Annotated in this window: 18 protein-coding genes; 15 read left to right on the top strand and 3 right to left on the bottom strand. The window is 38.3% G+C overall.

Annotated elements, in window-relative coordinates:
• Both H4J50_RS07540 and H4J50_RS07535 read left to right on the top strand, forming a co-directional pair.
• The coding region (locus tag H4J50_RS07540; protein WP_220466129.1) for a DVUA0089 family protein at positions 1-621 on the top strand (621 nt) is incomplete at its 5' end.
• Between the two features lie 198 nt (positions 622-819).
• Positions 820-2,775 (top strand): ATP-dependent DNA helicase RecQ, encoded by a 1,956-nt coding sequence (locus tag H4J50_RS07535; protein WP_182255465.1) that lies wholly within the window; start codon positions 820-822, stop codon positions 2,773-2,775.
• Positions 2,776-2,828: 53 nt separating this feature from the next.
• Here H4J50_RS07535 and H4J50_RS07530 read toward each other — a convergent pair whose 3' ends face one another.
• Positions 2,829-3,317, bottom strand: a complete 489-nt coding sequence (locus tag H4J50_RS07530; protein ID WP_108457072.1) for a peptidylprolyl isomerase — start codon at positions 3,315-3,317, stop codon at positions 2,829-2,831.
• A 14-nt stretch (positions 3,318-3,331) separates the two neighbouring features.
• A complete protein-coding gene (ygfZ, locus tag H4J50_RS07525) occupies positions 3,332-4,291 on the bottom strand; it encodes a tRNA-modifying protein YgfZ (protein ID WP_259366197.1) in 960 nt (319 codons plus the stop codon).
• A gap of 196 nt (positions 4,292-4,487) precedes the next feature.
• Here ygfZ and H4J50_RS07520 point away from each other — a divergent pair, with 196 nt between their 5' ends.
• On the top strand, positions 4,488-4,739 hold the full coding sequence (locus H4J50_RS07520; RefSeq protein ID WP_182255461.1) for a succinate dehydrogenase assembly factor 2: 252 nt from the start codon (positions 4,488-4,490) through the stop codon (positions 4,737-4,739).
• Between the two features lie 121 nt (positions 4,740-4,860).
• Entirely contained in the window at positions 4,861-5,184 is a 324-nt protein-coding gene (locus H4J50_RS07515; protein ID WP_182255459.1) for a hypothetical protein, read from the top strand.
• Between the two features lie 11 nt (positions 5,185-5,195).
• Here H4J50_RS07515 and nadB read toward each other — a convergent pair whose 3' ends face one another.
• Positions 5,196-6,794, bottom strand: coding sequence for an L-aspartate oxidase (nadB, locus tag H4J50_RS07510; protein ID WP_182255457.1), 1,599 nt, complete (start codon positions 6,792-6,794; stop codon positions 5,196-5,198).
• Positions 6,795-7,014: 220 nt separating this feature from the next.
• Here nadB and rpoE point away from each other — a divergent pair, with 220 nt between their 5' ends.
• The 11 genes from rpoE to acpS all read left to right on the top strand — a co-directional run bounded on the left by rpoE (position 7,015) and on the right by acpS (position 16,318).
• Positions 7,015-7,593: an RNA polymerase sigma factor RpoE gene (gene rpoE / locus H4J50_RS07505; RefSeq protein WP_108457067.1), complete on the top strand. Its 579-nt coding sequence runs from the start codon at positions 7,015-7,017 to the stop codon at positions 7,591-7,593.
• A gap of 83 nt (positions 7,594-7,676) precedes the next feature.
• Positions 7,677-8,270, top strand: coding sequence for a sigma-E factor negative regulatory protein (locus H4J50_RS07500; RefSeq protein WP_182255455.1), 594 nt, complete (start codon positions 7,677-7,679; stop codon positions 8,268-8,270).
• Positions 8,267-9,229 (top strand): MucB/RseB C-terminal domain-containing protein, encoded by a 963-nt coding sequence (locus H4J50_RS07495; protein ID WP_182255453.1) that lies wholly within the window; start codon positions 8,267-8,269, stop codon positions 9,227-9,229. The genes H4J50_RS07500 and H4J50_RS07495 overlap by 4 nt, the downstream gene beginning before the upstream one ends.
• Positions 9,226-9,702 (top strand): SoxR reducing system RseC family protein, encoded by a 477-nt coding sequence (locus H4J50_RS07490; protein ID WP_182255451.1) that lies wholly within the window; start codon positions 9,226-9,228, stop codon positions 9,700-9,702. Before H4J50_RS07495 ends, H4J50_RS07490 begins: the two co-directional genes overlap by 4 nt.
• An 88-nt stretch (positions 9,703-9,790) precedes the next feature.
• Positions 9,791-11,581, top strand: a complete 1,791-nt coding sequence (lepA, locus tag H4J50_RS07485; RefSeq protein WP_182255448.1) for a translation elongation factor 4 — start codon at positions 9,791-9,793, stop codon at positions 11,579-11,581.
• 110 nt (positions 11,582-11,691) lie between these two features.
• Positions 11,692-12,612, top strand: coding sequence for a signal peptidase I (gene lepB, locus H4J50_RS07480; protein WP_108457062.1), 921 nt, complete (start codon positions 11,692-11,694; stop codon positions 12,610-12,612).
• Positions 12,613-12,614: 2 nt separating this feature from the next.
• Positions 12,615-13,304 (top strand): ribonuclease III, encoded by a 690-nt coding sequence (rnc, locus tag H4J50_RS07475; RefSeq protein ID WP_204100628.1) that lies wholly within the window; start codon positions 12,615-12,617, stop codon positions 13,302-13,304.
• A gap of 31 nt (positions 13,305-13,335) precedes the next feature.
• Positions 13,336-14,247 carry a GTPase Era gene (gene era / locus H4J50_RS07470; RefSeq protein WP_182255446.1) on the top strand — a complete coding sequence of 304 codons (912 nt, stop codon included), beginning with the start codon at positions 13,336-13,338 and terminating at the stop codon, positions 14,245-14,247.
• 161 nt (positions 14,248-14,408) lie between these two features.
• Positions 14,409-15,095 (top strand): DNA repair protein RecO, encoded by a 687-nt coding sequence (recO, locus tag H4J50_RS07465; RefSeq protein ID WP_182255445.1) that lies wholly within the window; start codon positions 14,409-14,411, stop codon positions 15,093-15,095.
• A gap of 80 nt (positions 15,096-15,175) precedes the next feature.
• The gene (pdxJ, locus tag H4J50_RS07460) at positions 15,176-15,913 is read left to right on the top strand and encodes a pyridoxine 5'-phosphate synthase (RefSeq protein WP_108457059.1); all 738 of its coding nucleotides are present in this window, start codon (positions 15,176-15,178) and stop codon (positions 15,911-15,913) included.
• Positions 15,914-15,937: 24 nt separating this feature from the next.
• Positions 15,938-16,318 carry a holo-ACP synthase gene (gene acpS, locus H4J50_RS07455; RefSeq protein ID WP_182255443.1) on the top strand — a complete coding sequence of 127 codons (381 nt, stop codon included), beginning with the start codon at positions 15,938-15,940 and terminating at the stop codon, positions 16,316-16,318.
• Positions 16,319-16,403: the final 85 nt, after the last annotated feature.

Here is a 16,403-nt window from a genome sequence, read left to right as displayed (position 1 = left end):
GGAAGAACAATGAAAAAACTTTTCGCTATTGCTCTTGCATTTGGACTATCAACTGCTGCTAACGCTGGTTTGATAACACAGTCTTTTACGGGTAATTTTGATGATAACGATGCGCGCTATTACATTACATTCGATGTAACGGCTGATAACACCGATGTTGAATTAATTACTTTGGGTTATGCTGGTGGCGTAAACTTATTTGGTACAACGATTGAAGATGGTGGTTTTGATCCTCAATTATTCTTATTTAATTCAACGGGTTCATTAATCGAAAGTGATGATGATGACTCAAATGTCAGTTCAGCATTTGGCGAAAGATCTTGGGATTCTTTAATTGAGCGTAGTTTAAATATAGGTTCATACATTGCAGTATTAACACAGTATAATAGTGATTATCAGTCAGGTGACTTATTTCAAGGTAATTGGACTAACGCTGGCCCAACAGACTTTAACGGCCGTACGTCGAATTACGCCTTTGATATTTCAGGCGAAGATTTAGCAAATGTTAGAGGCCTTGGTTTTAATGTAACACAAACTACTAGTGTACCTGAGCCGGCATCTCTTGCCTTATTAGGTATGGCTTTATTTGGTATTGTTGGTCGTCGTAAATTTAAAAAATAATTTTTCATTTTAAAGTCCCCAATGTGTAAACACTTTTCAGGACGGGACATATGACCAATAAAAAGCCTTACATCTGAGTAAGGCTTTTTTGTGCCTGATTGGTTTAAAGGCATATAAGTTAAATTATTAAGCTTTATCTATACTGTAATAATATTAATTCGTTAAACTAGTGCATAGAGTTAAATAATTAGGCTAGATATGTCGTTACTACAACAATCTTTGAAAACTACCTTTGGCTTTGACGATTTTAGAATCGGGCAAGAACAAACGATATCGCAATTACTTAATGGTGAATCTTCACTTGCCATATTTCCCACAGGTGCAGGAAAGTCGCTTTGTTATCAGTTAGCGGCAATCAATTTACCGCATTTAACTCTAGTGGTATCGCCATTGTTGGCTTTGATGAAAGATCAATTAGCATTTTTACATGCCAAGGGTATTGCTGGGGCTAGCATTGATTCAACGTTATCGTTTGAAGAGAGCCAACAAGTCACGCGTGATGTTCGCGACGGTAAAATAAAAATCTTAATGGTGTCGGTTGAACGCTTTAAAAATGAGCGTTTTCGACAGTTTATTGAGTCAATAGCCATATCAATGTTAGTCGTTGACGAAGCGCACTGTATATCTGAGTGGGGGCATAATTTTCGACCTGATTACTTAAAATTACCACGTTATCGAGAAGAGCTAAATATTCCTTTAGTGCTATTACTGACCGCAACCGCTACTAAACACGTTAAGCAAGATATGGCGAAAAAGTTTAGTATCGATGACAAGCATATAGTACAAACAGGCTTTTATCGCAGTAACTTAGACTTATCGGTTTTGCCAGTCGCGGAAGTTGCAAAAAATCAAACCTTAGTCGATTTAATTCAACATCATCAAGGTTGCGGTATTATTTATGTTACTTTGCAGCAAAGTGCTGAAAAAGTTGCGAATTATTTGCAGCAACAAGGTATATCAGCAAAAGCTTATCATGCCGGTTTTAAAGATGATGTACGTCAGCAAATCCAGCAAGACTTTATGCAAGGTAAAACGCCGGTAATCGTAGCAACCATCGCCTTTGGTATGGGAATAGACAAATCAGATATTCGCTTTGTAATACATTACGACTTACCTAAGTCCATTGAAAACTACAGCCAAGAAATAGGTCGAGCAGGGCGAGATAAAGGCAATGCAGCCTGTTATACCTTAGCTAACCTTGATGGAATTCATACGGTAGAAAACTTTGTTTATGCTGACACCCCCGAAAGAAGCAGTATTGAGTATGTGTTAGAAAATATTCGTAACGAAATGCACAGTGGTCAATGGGAACTGCAAGTACTCAGTTTATCAAATGCGAGTAATATTAAACAATTAGCACTAAAAACGCTGTTGGTTCAATTAGAACTATTGGGCGTTATCAACGCTAAGTTCAGTTATTTTGCTGATTTTAAGTTTAAGTTCGTCACACCAAAAGCAAATATTATTCGTAGCTTTAATGCTGAAAGAAATGAGTTTTTAGCACAGGTTTTTAGCGCGGCAAAAATGAAAAAAATCTGGGGAGAGCCAGACTTTGATTTAATGTATTCTCGCTTTCAAGCACCAAGAAAACGTATTGTTGCTGCACTTGAGTATTTAGCCGAACAGCAGCACATTGTGTTAGAAACGAAAAAAGCTACCGAAGTGTTTAGTGTGGATATAGCCGCATTAAGCGATGTTACTTTAGTGGACCGACTGTTTCATTATTTTCATGAAAAAGAGCAGTCAGAAATTCAGCGTATTGATAAGTTAGTGGCATTCTTTCAAAGTCAGCATTGTTTAACCCAAGAGCTTTGCCATTACTTTGATGATCAACAAGCACCTAAAAGCTGTGGGCATTGTTCAGTTTGTCGTGGGCAGGTGGCTAAATTACAATATTCAAATAATCATCTACCGGTGAGCATACAAACTATTGAGCTAGCTATTACGCAACTGAAGCAACATTTTTCAACAATGAAAAGCTCTGCGGGTTCAACACCTGCAGATTTATCTATTGATACGCTATGCCGTTTTTTGTCAGGTATGACGGTACCATTATTTACCCGCGCAAAAGTTAGACAGTTAAGTTTTTTCGGTGTTTGTCAGGCCATGCGATATGCAGAAATAAAGGCGCAAGTTATTAACTTATCGAAATAAAATAATAAAGGCACCTGTTTGGTGCCTTTGTGTTTTGCATTAATCAAAACTTTTTAATGACTGTGACCACAGCCGCCTTCACTATGCACATGGCCATGAGCTAGCTCTTCTTCAGTTGCATCACGAACTTCTAAAACCTCAACATCAAATTTTAAATCGATGCCTGCTAGAGGATGGTTACCATCCACAGTGATTTCATCATCTTGTACGTCGATTACGATAACAGTTTGCTCGCCATCGTCAGTAGTTGCACGTAATTGACTGCCCACGGCTAAGTCTTCAATACCACCAAACATTGCTTTTGGTACGGTTTGTACAAAGCCATCTTCACGTTGACCGTAAGCATTATCTGCGCTTACTTCAACTTCAAATTTATCACCGGCTTGGTGGTCAACTAAGGCTTCTTCTAAGCCAGAAATAAGATAGTTTGAGCCTTGAATTACCGCTAATGGGCTGTGATCGTATGAACTATCAATTAAGGTGTCTTCGCTATCAGAAACGGCGTAATGTAGTACAACCACTTTGTTATCGGTAATTTTCATATTAAGTCCTATGCTTAGTCTATATTTGTTTTATAAGGTAATGGGAGTATGGTTAAATTCGAGCTCTGCTCTTTAATTCTTAATTCGGTGGCATCGTCAATATCGTTAGCTAACACACCTTGAATATACGTTTGATGATTACTTGCTTGATAAGATGCTAACACGTCACCTGCTTTACGCCAGTTATCACCGAGCTTTTTCTCGATAATATCACCCACTTTGGCTTGAGTGTTATCGCCTACTAGTGCAAAAAGTGCGCGCTTATTTTTACCTAGATACTGCATACGGGCAACTGTTTCTTGACCTAAATAGCAGCCTTTAGTGAAGCTAATACCATTAATCGCCTGTAAATTAAGCATTTGCGGTACATATTCGGCAATATATTGCTGTGCAATTTGTGGGAAGCCTTCAACAATCTCAAGTAGGTTCCAAACAGAATCGTTATAAACAGTGCAGTCTAATGTTGATGCAAAAGTTGATAACTGCGCGGCATTGCCAATAATAAGGTAGCGATCAATATTACCAGCAATATAAGCTAAGGTAGTATCACCTTCATGAATTACGGGTGTTTTTTCATCAGGAACTTGTTTAAACAACGTAGCCATTTTTACGGCGGCTTGTTGGCCTGCAATGGCTAAGTAGGCTTGTTCAACATCTTCAGCTATTTCAACTTTGGCAAATACACCAAATTTTTTCAATTCTGCTAATGATTGCTTAATTGAACTGATTGGCTGGATAAGAAAAAATTTACTTTGGCGTTCAAGTAAACGAAATGCAGAAAATACTTTACCTTTAGCATTACAGTGAGCCCCGTTAAGTAACTTTGTTTGTTCTAAGCTCGCAACGTCACAAGTTACTTGGCCTTGTAGGTATTTTATTTGTTCTTCACCCGTTAGGGTAATGGCACCAATACTACTTAGGTTTATGGCAAATACTTCGGGTAATTCGTTATAACTGGGTAAGTTATTATTCATTATGATGTTCATCCTGAAAAAGGCTGAAAAAGTCTATTAACTTCTAAAATGAGGACATTTATTCGAATTACAACCACATGTGCTATTTTTCTGCTACTTTGATAATACAACCTTGTCTAATTTAATGATCAATTCGTGGCTATTTTTACCTTGGATTTGCTAGAATACGTAAAAATATTCCTAATTAGAGTTATGTATGACATTAACAGATAATAAACCTCGATTACGATGGGCTTGTCGACGCGGCATGCTAGAGTTAGATGTACTATTTATGCCTTTTGTTGAAGATGCATACGATGATCTTTCGGCAGAAAATAAAGCAATTTTCGAACGTTTATTAGTTTGCCAAGATCCTGAGCTGTTTGCTTGGTTTATGGGACACGAAACTTGTGAAGACAAAGATCTTAACGCCATGGTCCAACTTATATTACAGCGCGTTAAAGTATAACGTTCGTGTGTCGCCCTCTAAACACAGGGCGACTTTTATATTTTCATTCTACACGCTTTTCTTTTATCTAATCCTAACCGTACTTTTAGGCTTTCAACTTTGGCTTGGGATTTTATGTACTGTGTTACTTTTATCACACTATTGTCATCCGTATATCGCTGTAATAACCGAAGAACTCTTTAACTTAAAACCCTCAATAAAAACCTGCATAACTAACAACTTTACTCTATCTGATACGGGTGAATGCCAATTTAGTCATAAAAATATTTTGCAGCTATCTGCAAACTCACAGATTAATTTGTGGGGATATTGGTTGGTATTTACAAAAAGTGAGGCTGGCTTAAAGCAATACTTTGTTTTTAAAGACAGCTTATCTAGTGAAGATCAGGCGCGTATTGCTCGCACTATTTTGCGAATGAAAAACGCACCTGAGTTAAAGCTTTAAAATGATCGATTTTACTCGGGGGTAAGTATGGTTATTTTCGCTTCAGACAATAATTCTGGAAAATCAAGGGTATAATGTAAGCCTCTGCTTTCTTTTCGGTCTAACGCAGAACGTATGATCAATTCAGCCACTTGCACTAAATTACGTAACTCTAACAAGTTATTGCTCACCCTAAAGTTACAATAATATTCTTCAATTTCACTTTGTAATAACTCAACACGGTGCAAGGCACGCTCTAAACGTTTTGTGGTTCTTACAATACCAACGAAATCCCACATAAATAGACGCAGTTCGTGCCAGTTATGCTGAATAACAACTTCTTCATCAGAGTTAGTGACTCGGCTTTCATCCCACGGTGGTAATTTTATGCATGGCTTGGTTAAATCTAATGTCAGTTCAATATCAATGGCTGCTGCACGTGCAAAAACAAGGCATTCTAATAACGAGTTACTTGCTAAACGGTTTGCGCCATGTAGACCAGTATAAGCAACTTCACCTATGGCATATAAATGCTCAATATCGGTTTTACCTTGTTGATTAATCATCACGCCACCACAAGTATAATGGGCTGCTGGTACAACCGGCATAGGTTGTTTGGTTATATCAATACCTAAGGCTAACGTGCGTTCATAAATAGTTGGGAAATGTTGCTTAATAAAGTCACTTGATTGATGACTTATATCCAAATACATGCAATCAGCGCCTAAGCGTTTCATTTCAAAATCAATTGCTCGCGCTACAATATCGCGTGGTGCTAACTCTGCTCGCTCGTCAAAGCTAGGCATAAACCGGCTGCCATCTGGGCGAAGAAGTACAGCACCTTCACCTCGTAATGCTTCTGTTAACAAAAATGTACCGGCTTCAGGGTGGAACAAGCAAGTGGGGTGAAACTGATTAAACTCCATATTTGCAACACGGCAACCTGCACGCCATGCCATGGCAATGCCGTCGCCACTTGCCACGTCAGGATTAGAGGTATATTGATAAACCTTGCTGGCGCCACCAGTGGCTAAAATGGTTTTTTTGGCAAAAACACGCTCAACATGCTCGTCATTGCGATTCCAAACATAGGCACCAATACATTCGCGTTTGGCTATCGCTTTATTTTCTTGATAAACCAAGTCAATGGCATTGTAACGTTCAAATATACGAATTCGGCTATGATTTTTTACTTGAGAAACTAAGGTAGTTTGTATCGCTTGACCCGTCGCATCGGCTGAGTGCAAAATTCGACGATGACTATGACCACCTTCACGCGTTAAATGATAATTTATTTCACCATTAGCAGCAGGCATTTCTTGATCAAAATTTACGCCCTTATCAATTAACCATTCCAAACACTTTTTGGCATTTTCAGCCGTGAATTGCACCGCTGATTCATCACATAAACCAGCACCAGCTATTAAGGTGTCCGCAACATGAGAAGCAACGCTGTCATTTTCATCGAATACAGCAGCAACCCCACCTTGAGCATAAAAGGTTGAGCCATCATTGATTTGCCCTTTGCTTAGGATGATAACATCGGCATTTTTTGCTAAATGAAGTGCCAGAGATAATCCAGCGGCGCCACTACCAATAATTAAAACGTCACAATTGTGTTGTTGATTCATATATTCTTGAAATTGGGGTACAATAATTGATAGCTCAATATTAGCTTTTATTGCAGTTACAAAACAGTACTAAACTATTTTTATAAATAAAAATTAGTTTTTTTTAATATTTATCGAACTTTTTAGCACAAGGCTAGTCCTACTTGTAGCGTTTGCCACGAGCCAGATGTAAACCAGTTGTAGATAAGTTAAATAATGGTGAGTAGGAGATACGGCTCAAATGAGCGAACAGAACGTTGACCAAAAGTTGGTTGAGCGGGTGCAACGTGGTGATAAAAACGCATTTAACCTGCTGGTAACTAAGTACCAACATAAAGTATCAAATTTGGTTTCACGCTATGTTAAAAACCATAGTGATGTACCTGATATAGTACAAGAAGCATTTATTAAAGCTTATCGCGCCTTACCAAATTTTCGAGGCGATAGCGCTTTTTATACTTGGCTATACCGCATAGCTGTTAACTGTGCGAAGAATCATTTAGTAGCTGGTGGACGTAAACCTCCTGGCTCAGATATTGAAATTGAAGATGCAGAAATGTATGACTCAGGTGAAGCCTTACGGGAAAATGCTTCACCAGAAAAATTATTATTAACCGCTGAAATTAAAAGTGTCGTGTTTAAGACCATTGAACAATTGCCGGAAGATTTGCGCACTGCAATCAACCTAAGAGAGTTAGAGGGGATGAGCTACGAAGAAATAGCAACGGTTATGGATTGTCCTGTTGGTACCGTACGCTCTAGAATATTTAGGGCACGTGACGCAGTAGATAAAAAAATCAGGCCATTGCTGCAGGAATAATTACTGCGACAATAGCAAATATAGTTTTACTTAATGATTTTTGTTGAGTAATAAATGAGAAGTTATATTTTGAAGGTATATTTATGAGTGAAAATAAATTTGAGAATGTATCGTCGGTTGTTGATAGTTATCAGCAAGCAGATGAATTATTTGACGAAATACTCAATGACTCACACTTGTCAGCAACATGGCAACGTTACCATTTAATGGGCGATGTCATGCGCGGAGAAACTTCTGATGTTATCAATCTTGACCTATCGTCAAATATAGCTTCAGCTATTGCAGATGAACCTACAATTTTAGCCCCTCGTTTAAGTAATAATGTTGTTGGCAAGCTAAAAGCGAAAGTTGTTCAGTTTGCTAAACCGTTTGGTCAAATGGCCATTGCAGCTTCTGCTGCCGGTCTAATGGTTATGGGTGTTCAGCAAAACTCTGCAGACAGTGATGTTTTACTACCCGCTAGTCAGGTTGTAAAAACTATGCCGTTTGGTGGTATTGCAGAACCGGTAAGTTTAAATTTTCAACAAACTAGCCGTACCAGTGAAAAACAAGCTTTTATTGAACAACAAAGACGTTTTCAAGCACTATTGTCTGATCATCATCAACAAGTTAAATTAAGCTCAGTTGATGCCACTTCATCAACTCAAGAAGATAAGGCTGAAGAATCAGCTAAATGAAATTAATATCAAGTCTGCTGCTATTGGTTACCATTAGCACATCAGTAGCAGCCAATGAAAATGAACAAGCTGAACCATGGCTTGAACGCCTCGCAACATCCTTACAAACCCTTAACTTTAGCACTTCTTTTGTTGTAGTTAAAAATAATCAAGCCGAGCCCTACCATTGGTTTCATGGCGTGGATGAAAGTGGCAATGAATTAGAAGTATTGTCACTTTTAAATGGCCCACGTCGAGATGTATTACGTAAACACAATATTGTTAGCTATATTGAGCCAGAATCACCTCCATATTCGGTTTCTTCACAACAAATAACGGGCCCAATACCTGCTGTTTTACGAGAAGGTGTAACTCAACTTGCACAAACCTACGATTTTATTTCAGTAGGACGTAGTCGAGTTTTAGGGCGACCAGCACAGTTAATTCGTATTGTATCTAAAGACGTTTATCGCTATGGCCACTGGCTTTGGTTGGATCAAAAAACGGGTATGTTGCTTAAACTAGCGTTAGCTAATCGTACCGGGCAGCTTTTAGAACAAATACAATTTACACACTTAGATATAACCGATGATTTAAGTGAAAGCTTGATGCAGTTGCAGCAAACTACACTACCGACAGTGATCGAAATACCTGAGGGTTATCAAGAGCAAGTTCTGCAATGGCAAGTAAAATGGTTACCTGAAGGTTTTACACGATTGAACGCTAATCGTCATCGCATGTCAGCGACTAAAATACCGGTTGAATTTATGCTTTTTAACGATGGCTTAGTCGATGTTTCAGTTTATGTCAGCCAAAGTGAAGAAAGGCAGCGAGCAACAGATTACGTAATGGACGGCGCAACCGTTGTGTTAAACCAAGTGGTTAATAATTTTGAAATAAGCGTTGTGGGTAAAATCCCAGCGAAAACGGCCAAAGCGATTGCTGACTCCGTTGTTTTTACACCAAAAGCTGCACCATGATTGAAGAAAAAGCGACTGTTGTTGACATCGACAATGATAATGTAACTGTCACAAGTTTAATTAAGTCAGCCTGTGGCGGTTGTCAGCAAGTTGACAATTGTGGCAGTGGCCAAGTCGCCAAAGCATTTCCACAAAAAAAACTTACCTTAACGCTGAAGTCACCTTTAGCGTTAGAGCTCGGTGATAATGTTATTTTAGGGTTAAATGAAAGCGCATTATTACAATCGGCTTGGCAAGTTTATTTATGGCCGCTATTAGGCTTGATTATGGCTTCTTGGTTTGGACAGTGGCTTGTGATTAACGCCGTATTACCTCATGAAATCTTCGCCATTATATTCGGTATTATTGGTGGTTTTTCGGGTTTTTTATTAGCGAAAAAGCAACAAATAAAAAGTGCAATGTGTGAAAAACTTGCTCCAAAAATTCTTCGCCGAGAATATCAAAACATCGCAATTACAGAAATCACCGATTGATTCGCAACAAAAGATAGCCCCAACGCTCTAAATTCGTTAAAATCTCGCCATTATTGAATTAACTACAAGCTTATTTGACTTCCCATTTATGAAACATATTCGAAATTTTTCTATTATCGCCCATATTGATCACGGTAAATCAACGCTATCAGATCGCCTAATACAACATTGTGGTGGTCTACAAGAACGTGAAATGGAAGCGCAAGTACTTGATTCTATGGATATCGAGCGTGAGCGCGGTATTACCATCAAAGCACAAAGTGTTACTTTGGACTATAAAGCTAAAAACGGTGAAACCTACCAACTTAACTTTATCGACACACCAGGTCACGTTGATTTTTCCTATGAAGTATCAAGATCTTTGGCCTCTTGTGAAGGTGCTTTGCTTGTTGTTGATGCTGGTCAAGGTGTTGAAGCTCAAACTGTAGCGAATTGTTATACTGCTCTAGAAATGGAATTAGAAGTCATTCCAATTTTGAACAAAATAGATTTACCACAAGCTGACCCTGAACGCGTTAGTGAAGAAATTGAAGATATTATTGGTATTGATGCAACGGGTGCTGTGACTTGTTCAGCTAAAACTGGCGTAGGTATTGAAGACGTATTAGAAACGATCGTTGAAAATATACCCCCTCCGGTAGGCGACCCTGATGCACCACTTCAAGCACTTATCATTGATTCATGGTTTGATAACTACCAAGGCGTAGTGTCTTTAGTTCGTATCATGAACGGGCAAGTTAAAAAAGGCGATAAAATGGTGGTTATGTCGACTGGACAAAACCATATTATCGACAAAGTTGGTATTTTTACGCCTAAACAAAAAGATACCGGTATATTAAAAGCTGGCGAAGTAGGCTTTATTATTGCGGGCATTAAAGAAATACATGGTGCTCCTGTTGGCGATACCATTACCATTCTAAAAAAAGAAGCTGACAAAGCTTTACCAGGGTTTAAAAAAGTTCAGCCACAAGTTTACGCGGGCATTTTTCCTATCAGTTCAGACGAATATGAAAATTTCCGTGATGCATTGAACAAACTGAGCTTGAATGACGCATCGTTATTTTTTGAGCCTGAAAACTCATCTGCATTAGGCTTTGGCTTTCGAATCGGTTTCTTGGGTATGTTGCACATGGAAATTGTTCAAGAGCGACTAGCTCGTGAATATGACCTTGACTTGATCACTACTGCTCCAACCGTGAATTACGAAATTGCTTGTACTAACGGCGACGTTATTTCTATTGATAACCCAAGCGATTTACCTGCGACTAACAATATCGAAGAAATTCGTGAGCCAATTGTACAAGCCAATATTTTAGTCCCGCAGGAACATTTAGGTAATGTTATTACTTTATGTATTGAAAAGCGTGGCGTGCAAAAAGATATTATCTATCACGGTAATCAAGTTGCGGTAACTTATGAATTACCGATGGCAGAAGTGGTGATGGACTTTTTTGATAAGTTAAAATCAACCAGTCGCGGTTATGCTTCTTTAGATTACCACTTTATCCGCTTTCAATCAGCAGACATGGTACGTGTTGATGTCATGATTAACGGTGATAGAGTTGATGCTTTAGCTATGATCACGCATCGCGCTAATTCAGTTCCTCGTGGCCGTATGTTGGTTGAGAAATTAAAAGAATTAATCCATCGACAAATGTTTGATATCGCTATCCAGGCAGCAATTGGCAACAATGTTATTGCTCGTACAACAGTTAAGCAGTTGCGTAAAAACGTAACGGCAAAGTGTTATGGTGGTGATATTTCGCGTAAGAAAAAACTATTGCAGAAACAAAAAGACGGTAAAAAACGAATGAAGCAAGTGGGTAACGTAGAAGTACCTCAAGAAGCGTTTTTAGCTGTACTTAAATTGGATAATTAATTTAAGAATATTCATGACTTACTTGACCATTTTTCAAAATAAAAATGTCAAAGTAAGTCATTTACTGAGTTAGTTTGAACTGAGTTTAAAAACTAAAAGATAGGAATGATATGGCAGTTTACTTTTCAATATTTTTAGTCATAGTTACCGTAATTACCGGTATTGTATGGCTAGCAGATAAATTTTATTTTGCTCCACAAAGACAGCTCAACTTAGTCTCTGCTCAAGCCCAGTGCGATGGTGATTTAAGTGATGACGTAGTAAATAAAATTCTTGAAGCGCCTTATTTTATTGATACCCCAGTGCAAATTTTCCCGGTTATTGCCTTTGTTCTTATTTTGCGTTCATTTATTTATGAACCTTTTCAAATTCCGTCTGGCTCTATGATGCCAACTTTACTTGATGGCGATTTTATTTTGGTGAATAAATTTAACTACGGGTTACGTGATCCTGTAGCGCGTAATAAGTTTATTGAAGTTGGTCTGCCGGACCGTGGCGATGTTGTGGTATTCAAATATCCACAAAATCCACAAATTGATTACATTAAACGTGTCGTTGGTTTGCCGGGTGATCGAATAATTTATAAAAATAAAATTTTATATATCAAGCCTTCTTGTTTAGCGACAGATGATAAATGTCCTGATTTTGAACAAATAGTGCAAACATTTAAAAACAAAACCGATTATAACGATCAAGGTATGCCGTTATCGCGCTACACCTCAACCATGGGTGAAAAAACACATGACTTATTAGTGAATGAGCAGATTTTACCGCGTGTTCAACACTACTTTAGACAAAGTGGCACTCAAAATAATGAATTTGTTGTACCTAAAGGTCAATATTTTGTAATGGGTGATAATCGTGATAACAGCTTAGATGGACGTTTTTGGGGTTTTGTTCCTGAGGAAAACTTAGTTGGAGAAGCTGTAGCTATTTGGATGAGTTTTGATTTTGATCGCCCGGCTGATAGCTTTTTACCAAGTTGGATACCAACCAATGTGCGTTTTTCTCGAATTGGTGGAATTGAATAACTGTGCTACATACTCCTGACGCCATTGCGCGGCTATCAAAAAAAATTGGTTACAGTTTTAAAGAGCCAAAATTACTAGTACAAGCGTTAACACACAGAAGTGCTAAAGGTGCTCATAATGAGCGACTGGAGTTCTTAGGTGACTCGATTTTAGGTTTTGTTATTGCTGAGTCTTTGTTTCAAAAGTTTCCAAAGCAAGCAGAGGGCGATTTAACACGTATGCGCTCAAGCTTAGTAAAAGGAGTCACTTTAGCTGAAGTTGGACGTGCATTCGATTTAGGTCAATACTTGATATTGGGTCCTGGCGAACTTAAAAGTGGTGGTCATAGACGAGACTCTATACTTGAAGATGCTATTGAAGCTATTTTAGGCGCTGTTTACTTAGATTCAGATTTACCAACTTGTCAGGCACTTATTCTTAGTTGGTTTGAACAGCGCTTAGCCGATATAAAACCCGGCAATGAACAAAAAGACCCAAAAACACGTTTACAAGAATACTTGCAGGGACGAAAAATTCCTTTGCCGCAATATGATGTAATTAATACCACAGGGCAATCACACAATCAGCAATTTACGGTGCGCTGCACAACCAGTGTACTTGAAAATGAAGTGATTACTAAAGGCACTAGCCGACGTAAAGCTGAGCAATCAGCTGCTTTGAAGGTGCTAACATTAATCGAAAAAGCTAAGTAGCTTTTTTGACAATAAAGTTGATAATTTAATCATGACTACAGAACAAACCTATTGCGGTCTTATTGCCATTGTTGGCCGCCCAAATGTTGGTAAATCGACATTACTTAACACTTTACTTGGCCAAAAAGTCAGTATTACTTCGCGTAAGCCGCAAACTACACGTCATCGTATATTAGGTATATTAACTGAAGGTAATAACCAAGCGGTTTTAGTTGATACCCCAGGTCTACATTCAGAAGAAAAACGTGCCATTAACCGTTTGATGAATCGTGCGGCAAGCTCTACCTTAGCAGAAGTTGAAACCGTCGTGTTTTTAGTTGAAGGTACGCATTGGACCTCTGATGATGAAATGGTACTAACAAAAATTAAAAACAGTGGCGCGCCTTGTGTCTTAGTGGTCAATAAAATTGATAATATTCAAGACAGAGACACTTTACTGCCTCACCTACAAAAACTAGGTGCCATGCATGACTTTGCTGATATTGTGCCTATCTCAGCCAGTAAAGGTGAGAATGTTGATGCTATTAAGCAGATTTGTTTCAAGGCATTACCTGAAGGCGATTTTTGGTTTCCTGAAGACTATATTACCGATCGTTCAAGCCGCTTTATGGCTTCAGAAATTGTTCGTGAAAAGCTGATCCGTTTCACCGGTGATGAACTACCTTATTCAACTACGGTTGAAATTGAACAATTTAAGATTGACGATAAAGGTATTTTGCATATCAATGCGTTAATTCTAGTTGAAAGAACAACGCAAAAACGTATGGTTATTGGTAATAAAGGCGAGAAGCTAAAAGTAATAGGCCAAGAATCAAGACGCGATATGGAAAATTTATTTGAACGCAAAGTTTTTCTAGAAACCTGGGTCAAAGTTAAATCAGGTTGGGCAGATGACGAACGCGCTCTTAGAAGTTTAGGTTACGGTGACGATTACTCAGGCTAGCTTTTAAACAATTTGGCTTACTATAGTTTTCATTGTCATGAGTTATTATCAATAAACAATAGTTGCTTAGGCTCATTCAGGTACTAAGCAACTTTTGTTTTCAACCTCAAAATTCTCACTGAGTGCTCAGTTCGATCCCATTGAACCAACTTGGAATGTAGATGCAAGAAATTACCCAGTCAGCTTTTGTACTTCATACACGCCCTTATCGAGAAAACCAGCTATTAGTTGATTTGTTAACCGAGCACGATGGTAAGTTAGCGGCGCTGAGTTATGTGGGGCATTCAACTAAATCTAGTCGTAAGGCTTTACTACAGCCATTTTTGCCAATTAATGTAACCTTAAAAGGGCAACATAACCTTAAAAATTTAATTCGTGTAGAGCCAATAGGAAAGTCTTATTTGTTGAAAAAAAATGCCTTATTCAGTGCATTTTATATTAACGAGTTATTGGTTAAATTACTGGGAGAAAACATTGCTTGTGATGAGCTCTTTCATCAATATAAATCTAGCCTGCAGGCTTTAGCCCAGTCGAGTAATATTGAGATTTGTTTACGAGAATTTGAATTGATGCTAATGGAAGAGTTAGGTGTTTCTTTTGATTTTTCATTAGTGTTTGAACATAGCGCCAAAGGCTTTTATTATTTGCCTGATGAAGGCTTCATTCCCGCGTACACTGCTTTAAAACAACCTTGTTATGATCGTTTACACTTATTAGCTATTGCCCAAAACGACTTATCAAGTCCTGAAATACTGAGTACATTTAAAGGATTAATGCGGCAGGTTATAAATCATTTACTTAACGGTGTCCCCTTAAATAGTCGAAAATTATTTAGTAAAAAAACCTAACAATATGTAAAGTATAGGCATGAAACATTTAGCAATTTCAAATGCTCAAATATAAACCAGAATATAAGAAGAGATTGAATATGAATGATATTTTATTAGGCGTAAATGTAGACCACATTGCCACATTACGACAAGCGCGTGGCACTAACTATCCTGATCCTGTTTATGCGGCTTCAGTTGCTGAACATGCCGGTGCCGATGGAATTACAGTGCACTTACGTGAAGACCGTCGCCATATTCAAGACCGTGATATTTATGTATTAAAGCAAACCTTGCATACTCGTATGAATTTTGAAATGGCAGTTACCGATGAAATGTTGGATATTGCCTGTGATGTAAAACCAGTTTTTTGCTGCTTAGTGCCAGAGAAACGAGAAGAATTAACCACAGAAGGCGGTTTAGATGTTGCTGGTCAACAAGATAAAATAAACGCTGCTGTTGCACGTTTGGCCGACGCAGGTATTCAAACGAGTTTATTTATCGATGCAGACAAAGATCAAATTGATGCAGCGCTGCTCAGTAAGGCAACTTATATTGAGATTCATACAGGACAATATGCAGAAGCTGCGACTGAAGCAGAACAGCAATTAGAACTTGCGCGTTTAGTCGAAGGCATTGAGTACGCTCATGGTTTAGGCTTAAAAGTGAATGCTGGACATGGCCTAAATTATTTTAATGTTAAGCCTATTGCCGCTATACCTGAAATTATTGAACTGAATATAGGTCACGCCATTATTGCTCGAGCTGTCATTGATGGTTTAGACAAAGCTATTCGAGATATGAAAAAATTAATGCTCGAAGCGCGTGGTTTGTCTTAATGTATTACTGTCGAGGTTACTAAGTTGTCAGTAGTTGGGATTGGAACTGACATTGTTGATATTCGTCGCATCGCTAAAATGTCTAGCAATGCACAGCAACGTTTAGCTAAGCGGATTTTGACCGATAATGAGTATCACCATTATTTAACCTTGAAACAACCTGAACGGTTTCTTGCTAAGCGCTGGGCAGGTAAAGAGGCTGCAGCTAAAGCATTGGGGACTGGTATCGCTAATGGTGTGTCGTTTCAACATTTTGAAATCGTGTCGTTAGCATCGGGTCAGCCTACTCTTGAACTTACTTTACAAGCATTGTCGTTAGCCAATGAACTAAAGGCAAGTTCGTGGCATATTTCACTTTCAGATGAAGTTAAATATGCTACTGCCTTTGTTGTGCTATCAAAATAAATACTGACCAGAGCGCAATTTAGAATAGTATTTACCTTACTTGAGAATAAATTTAGTCTTTGCAATCATTAATGTTCTATACTTT

It is taken from the genome of Colwellia sp. 6M3 (assembly GCF_014077595.1).
Classification (GTDB): Bacteria; Pseudomonadota; Gammaproteobacteria; order Enterobacterales; family Alteromonadaceae; genus Cognaticolwellia.
This window is presented reverse-complemented; position numbering and strand designations above follow the sequence as displayed.

Bases quoted from the DNA above. Each gene is read 5' to 3' on its own strand.
- H4J50_RS07535 (WP_182255465.1), top strand. From the start codon at position 820: ATGTCGTTACTACAACAATCTTTGAAAACTACCTTTGGCTTTGACGAT.
- era (WP_182255446.1), top strand. From the start codon at position 13,336: ATGACTACAGAACAAACCTATTGCGGTCTTATTGCCATTGTTGGCCGC.
- H4J50_RS07530 (WP_108457072.1), bottom strand. From the start codon at position 3,317: ATGAAAATTACCGATAACAAAGTGGTTGTACTACATTACGCCGTTTCT.
- nadB (WP_182255457.1), bottom strand. From the start codon at position 6,794: ATGAATCAACAACACAATTGTGACGTTTTAATTATTGGTAGTGGCGCC.
- H4J50_RS07520 (WP_182255461.1), top strand. From the start codon at position 4,488: ATGACATTAACAGATAATAAACCTCGATTACGATGGGCTTGTCGACGC.
- H4J50_RS07500 (WP_182255455.1), top strand. From the start codon at position 7,677: ATGAGTGAAAATAAATTTGAGAATGTATCGTCGGTTGTTGATAGTTAT.
- ygfZ (WP_259366197.1), bottom strand. From the start codon at position 4,291: ATGAATAATAACTTACCCAGTTATAACGAATTACCCGAAGTATTTGCC.
- lepB (WP_108457062.1), top strand. From the start codon at position 11,692: ATGGCAGTTTACTTTTCAATATTTTTAGTCATAGTTACCGTAATTACC.
- rpoE (WP_108457067.1), top strand. From the start codon at position 7,015: ATGAGCGAACAGAACGTTGACCAAAAGTTGGTTGAGCGGGTGCAACGT.
- recO (WP_182255445.1), top strand. From the start codon at position 14,409: ATGCAAGAAATTACCCAGTCAGCTTTTGTACTTCATACACGCCCTTAT.
- lepA (WP_182255448.1), top strand. From the start codon at position 9,791: ATGAAACATATTCGAAATTTTTCTATTATCGCCCATATTGATCACGGT.
- pdxJ (WP_108457059.1), top strand. From the start codon at position 15,176: ATGAATGATATTTTATTAGGCGTAAATGTAGACCACATTGCCACATTA.
- H4J50_RS07490 (WP_182255451.1), top strand. From the start codon at position 9,226: ATGATTGAAGAAAAAGCGACTGTTGTTGACATCGACAATGATAATGTA.
- H4J50_RS07495 (WP_182255453.1), top strand. From the start codon at position 8,267: ATGAAATTAATATCAAGTCTGCTGCTATTGGTTACCATTAGCACATCA.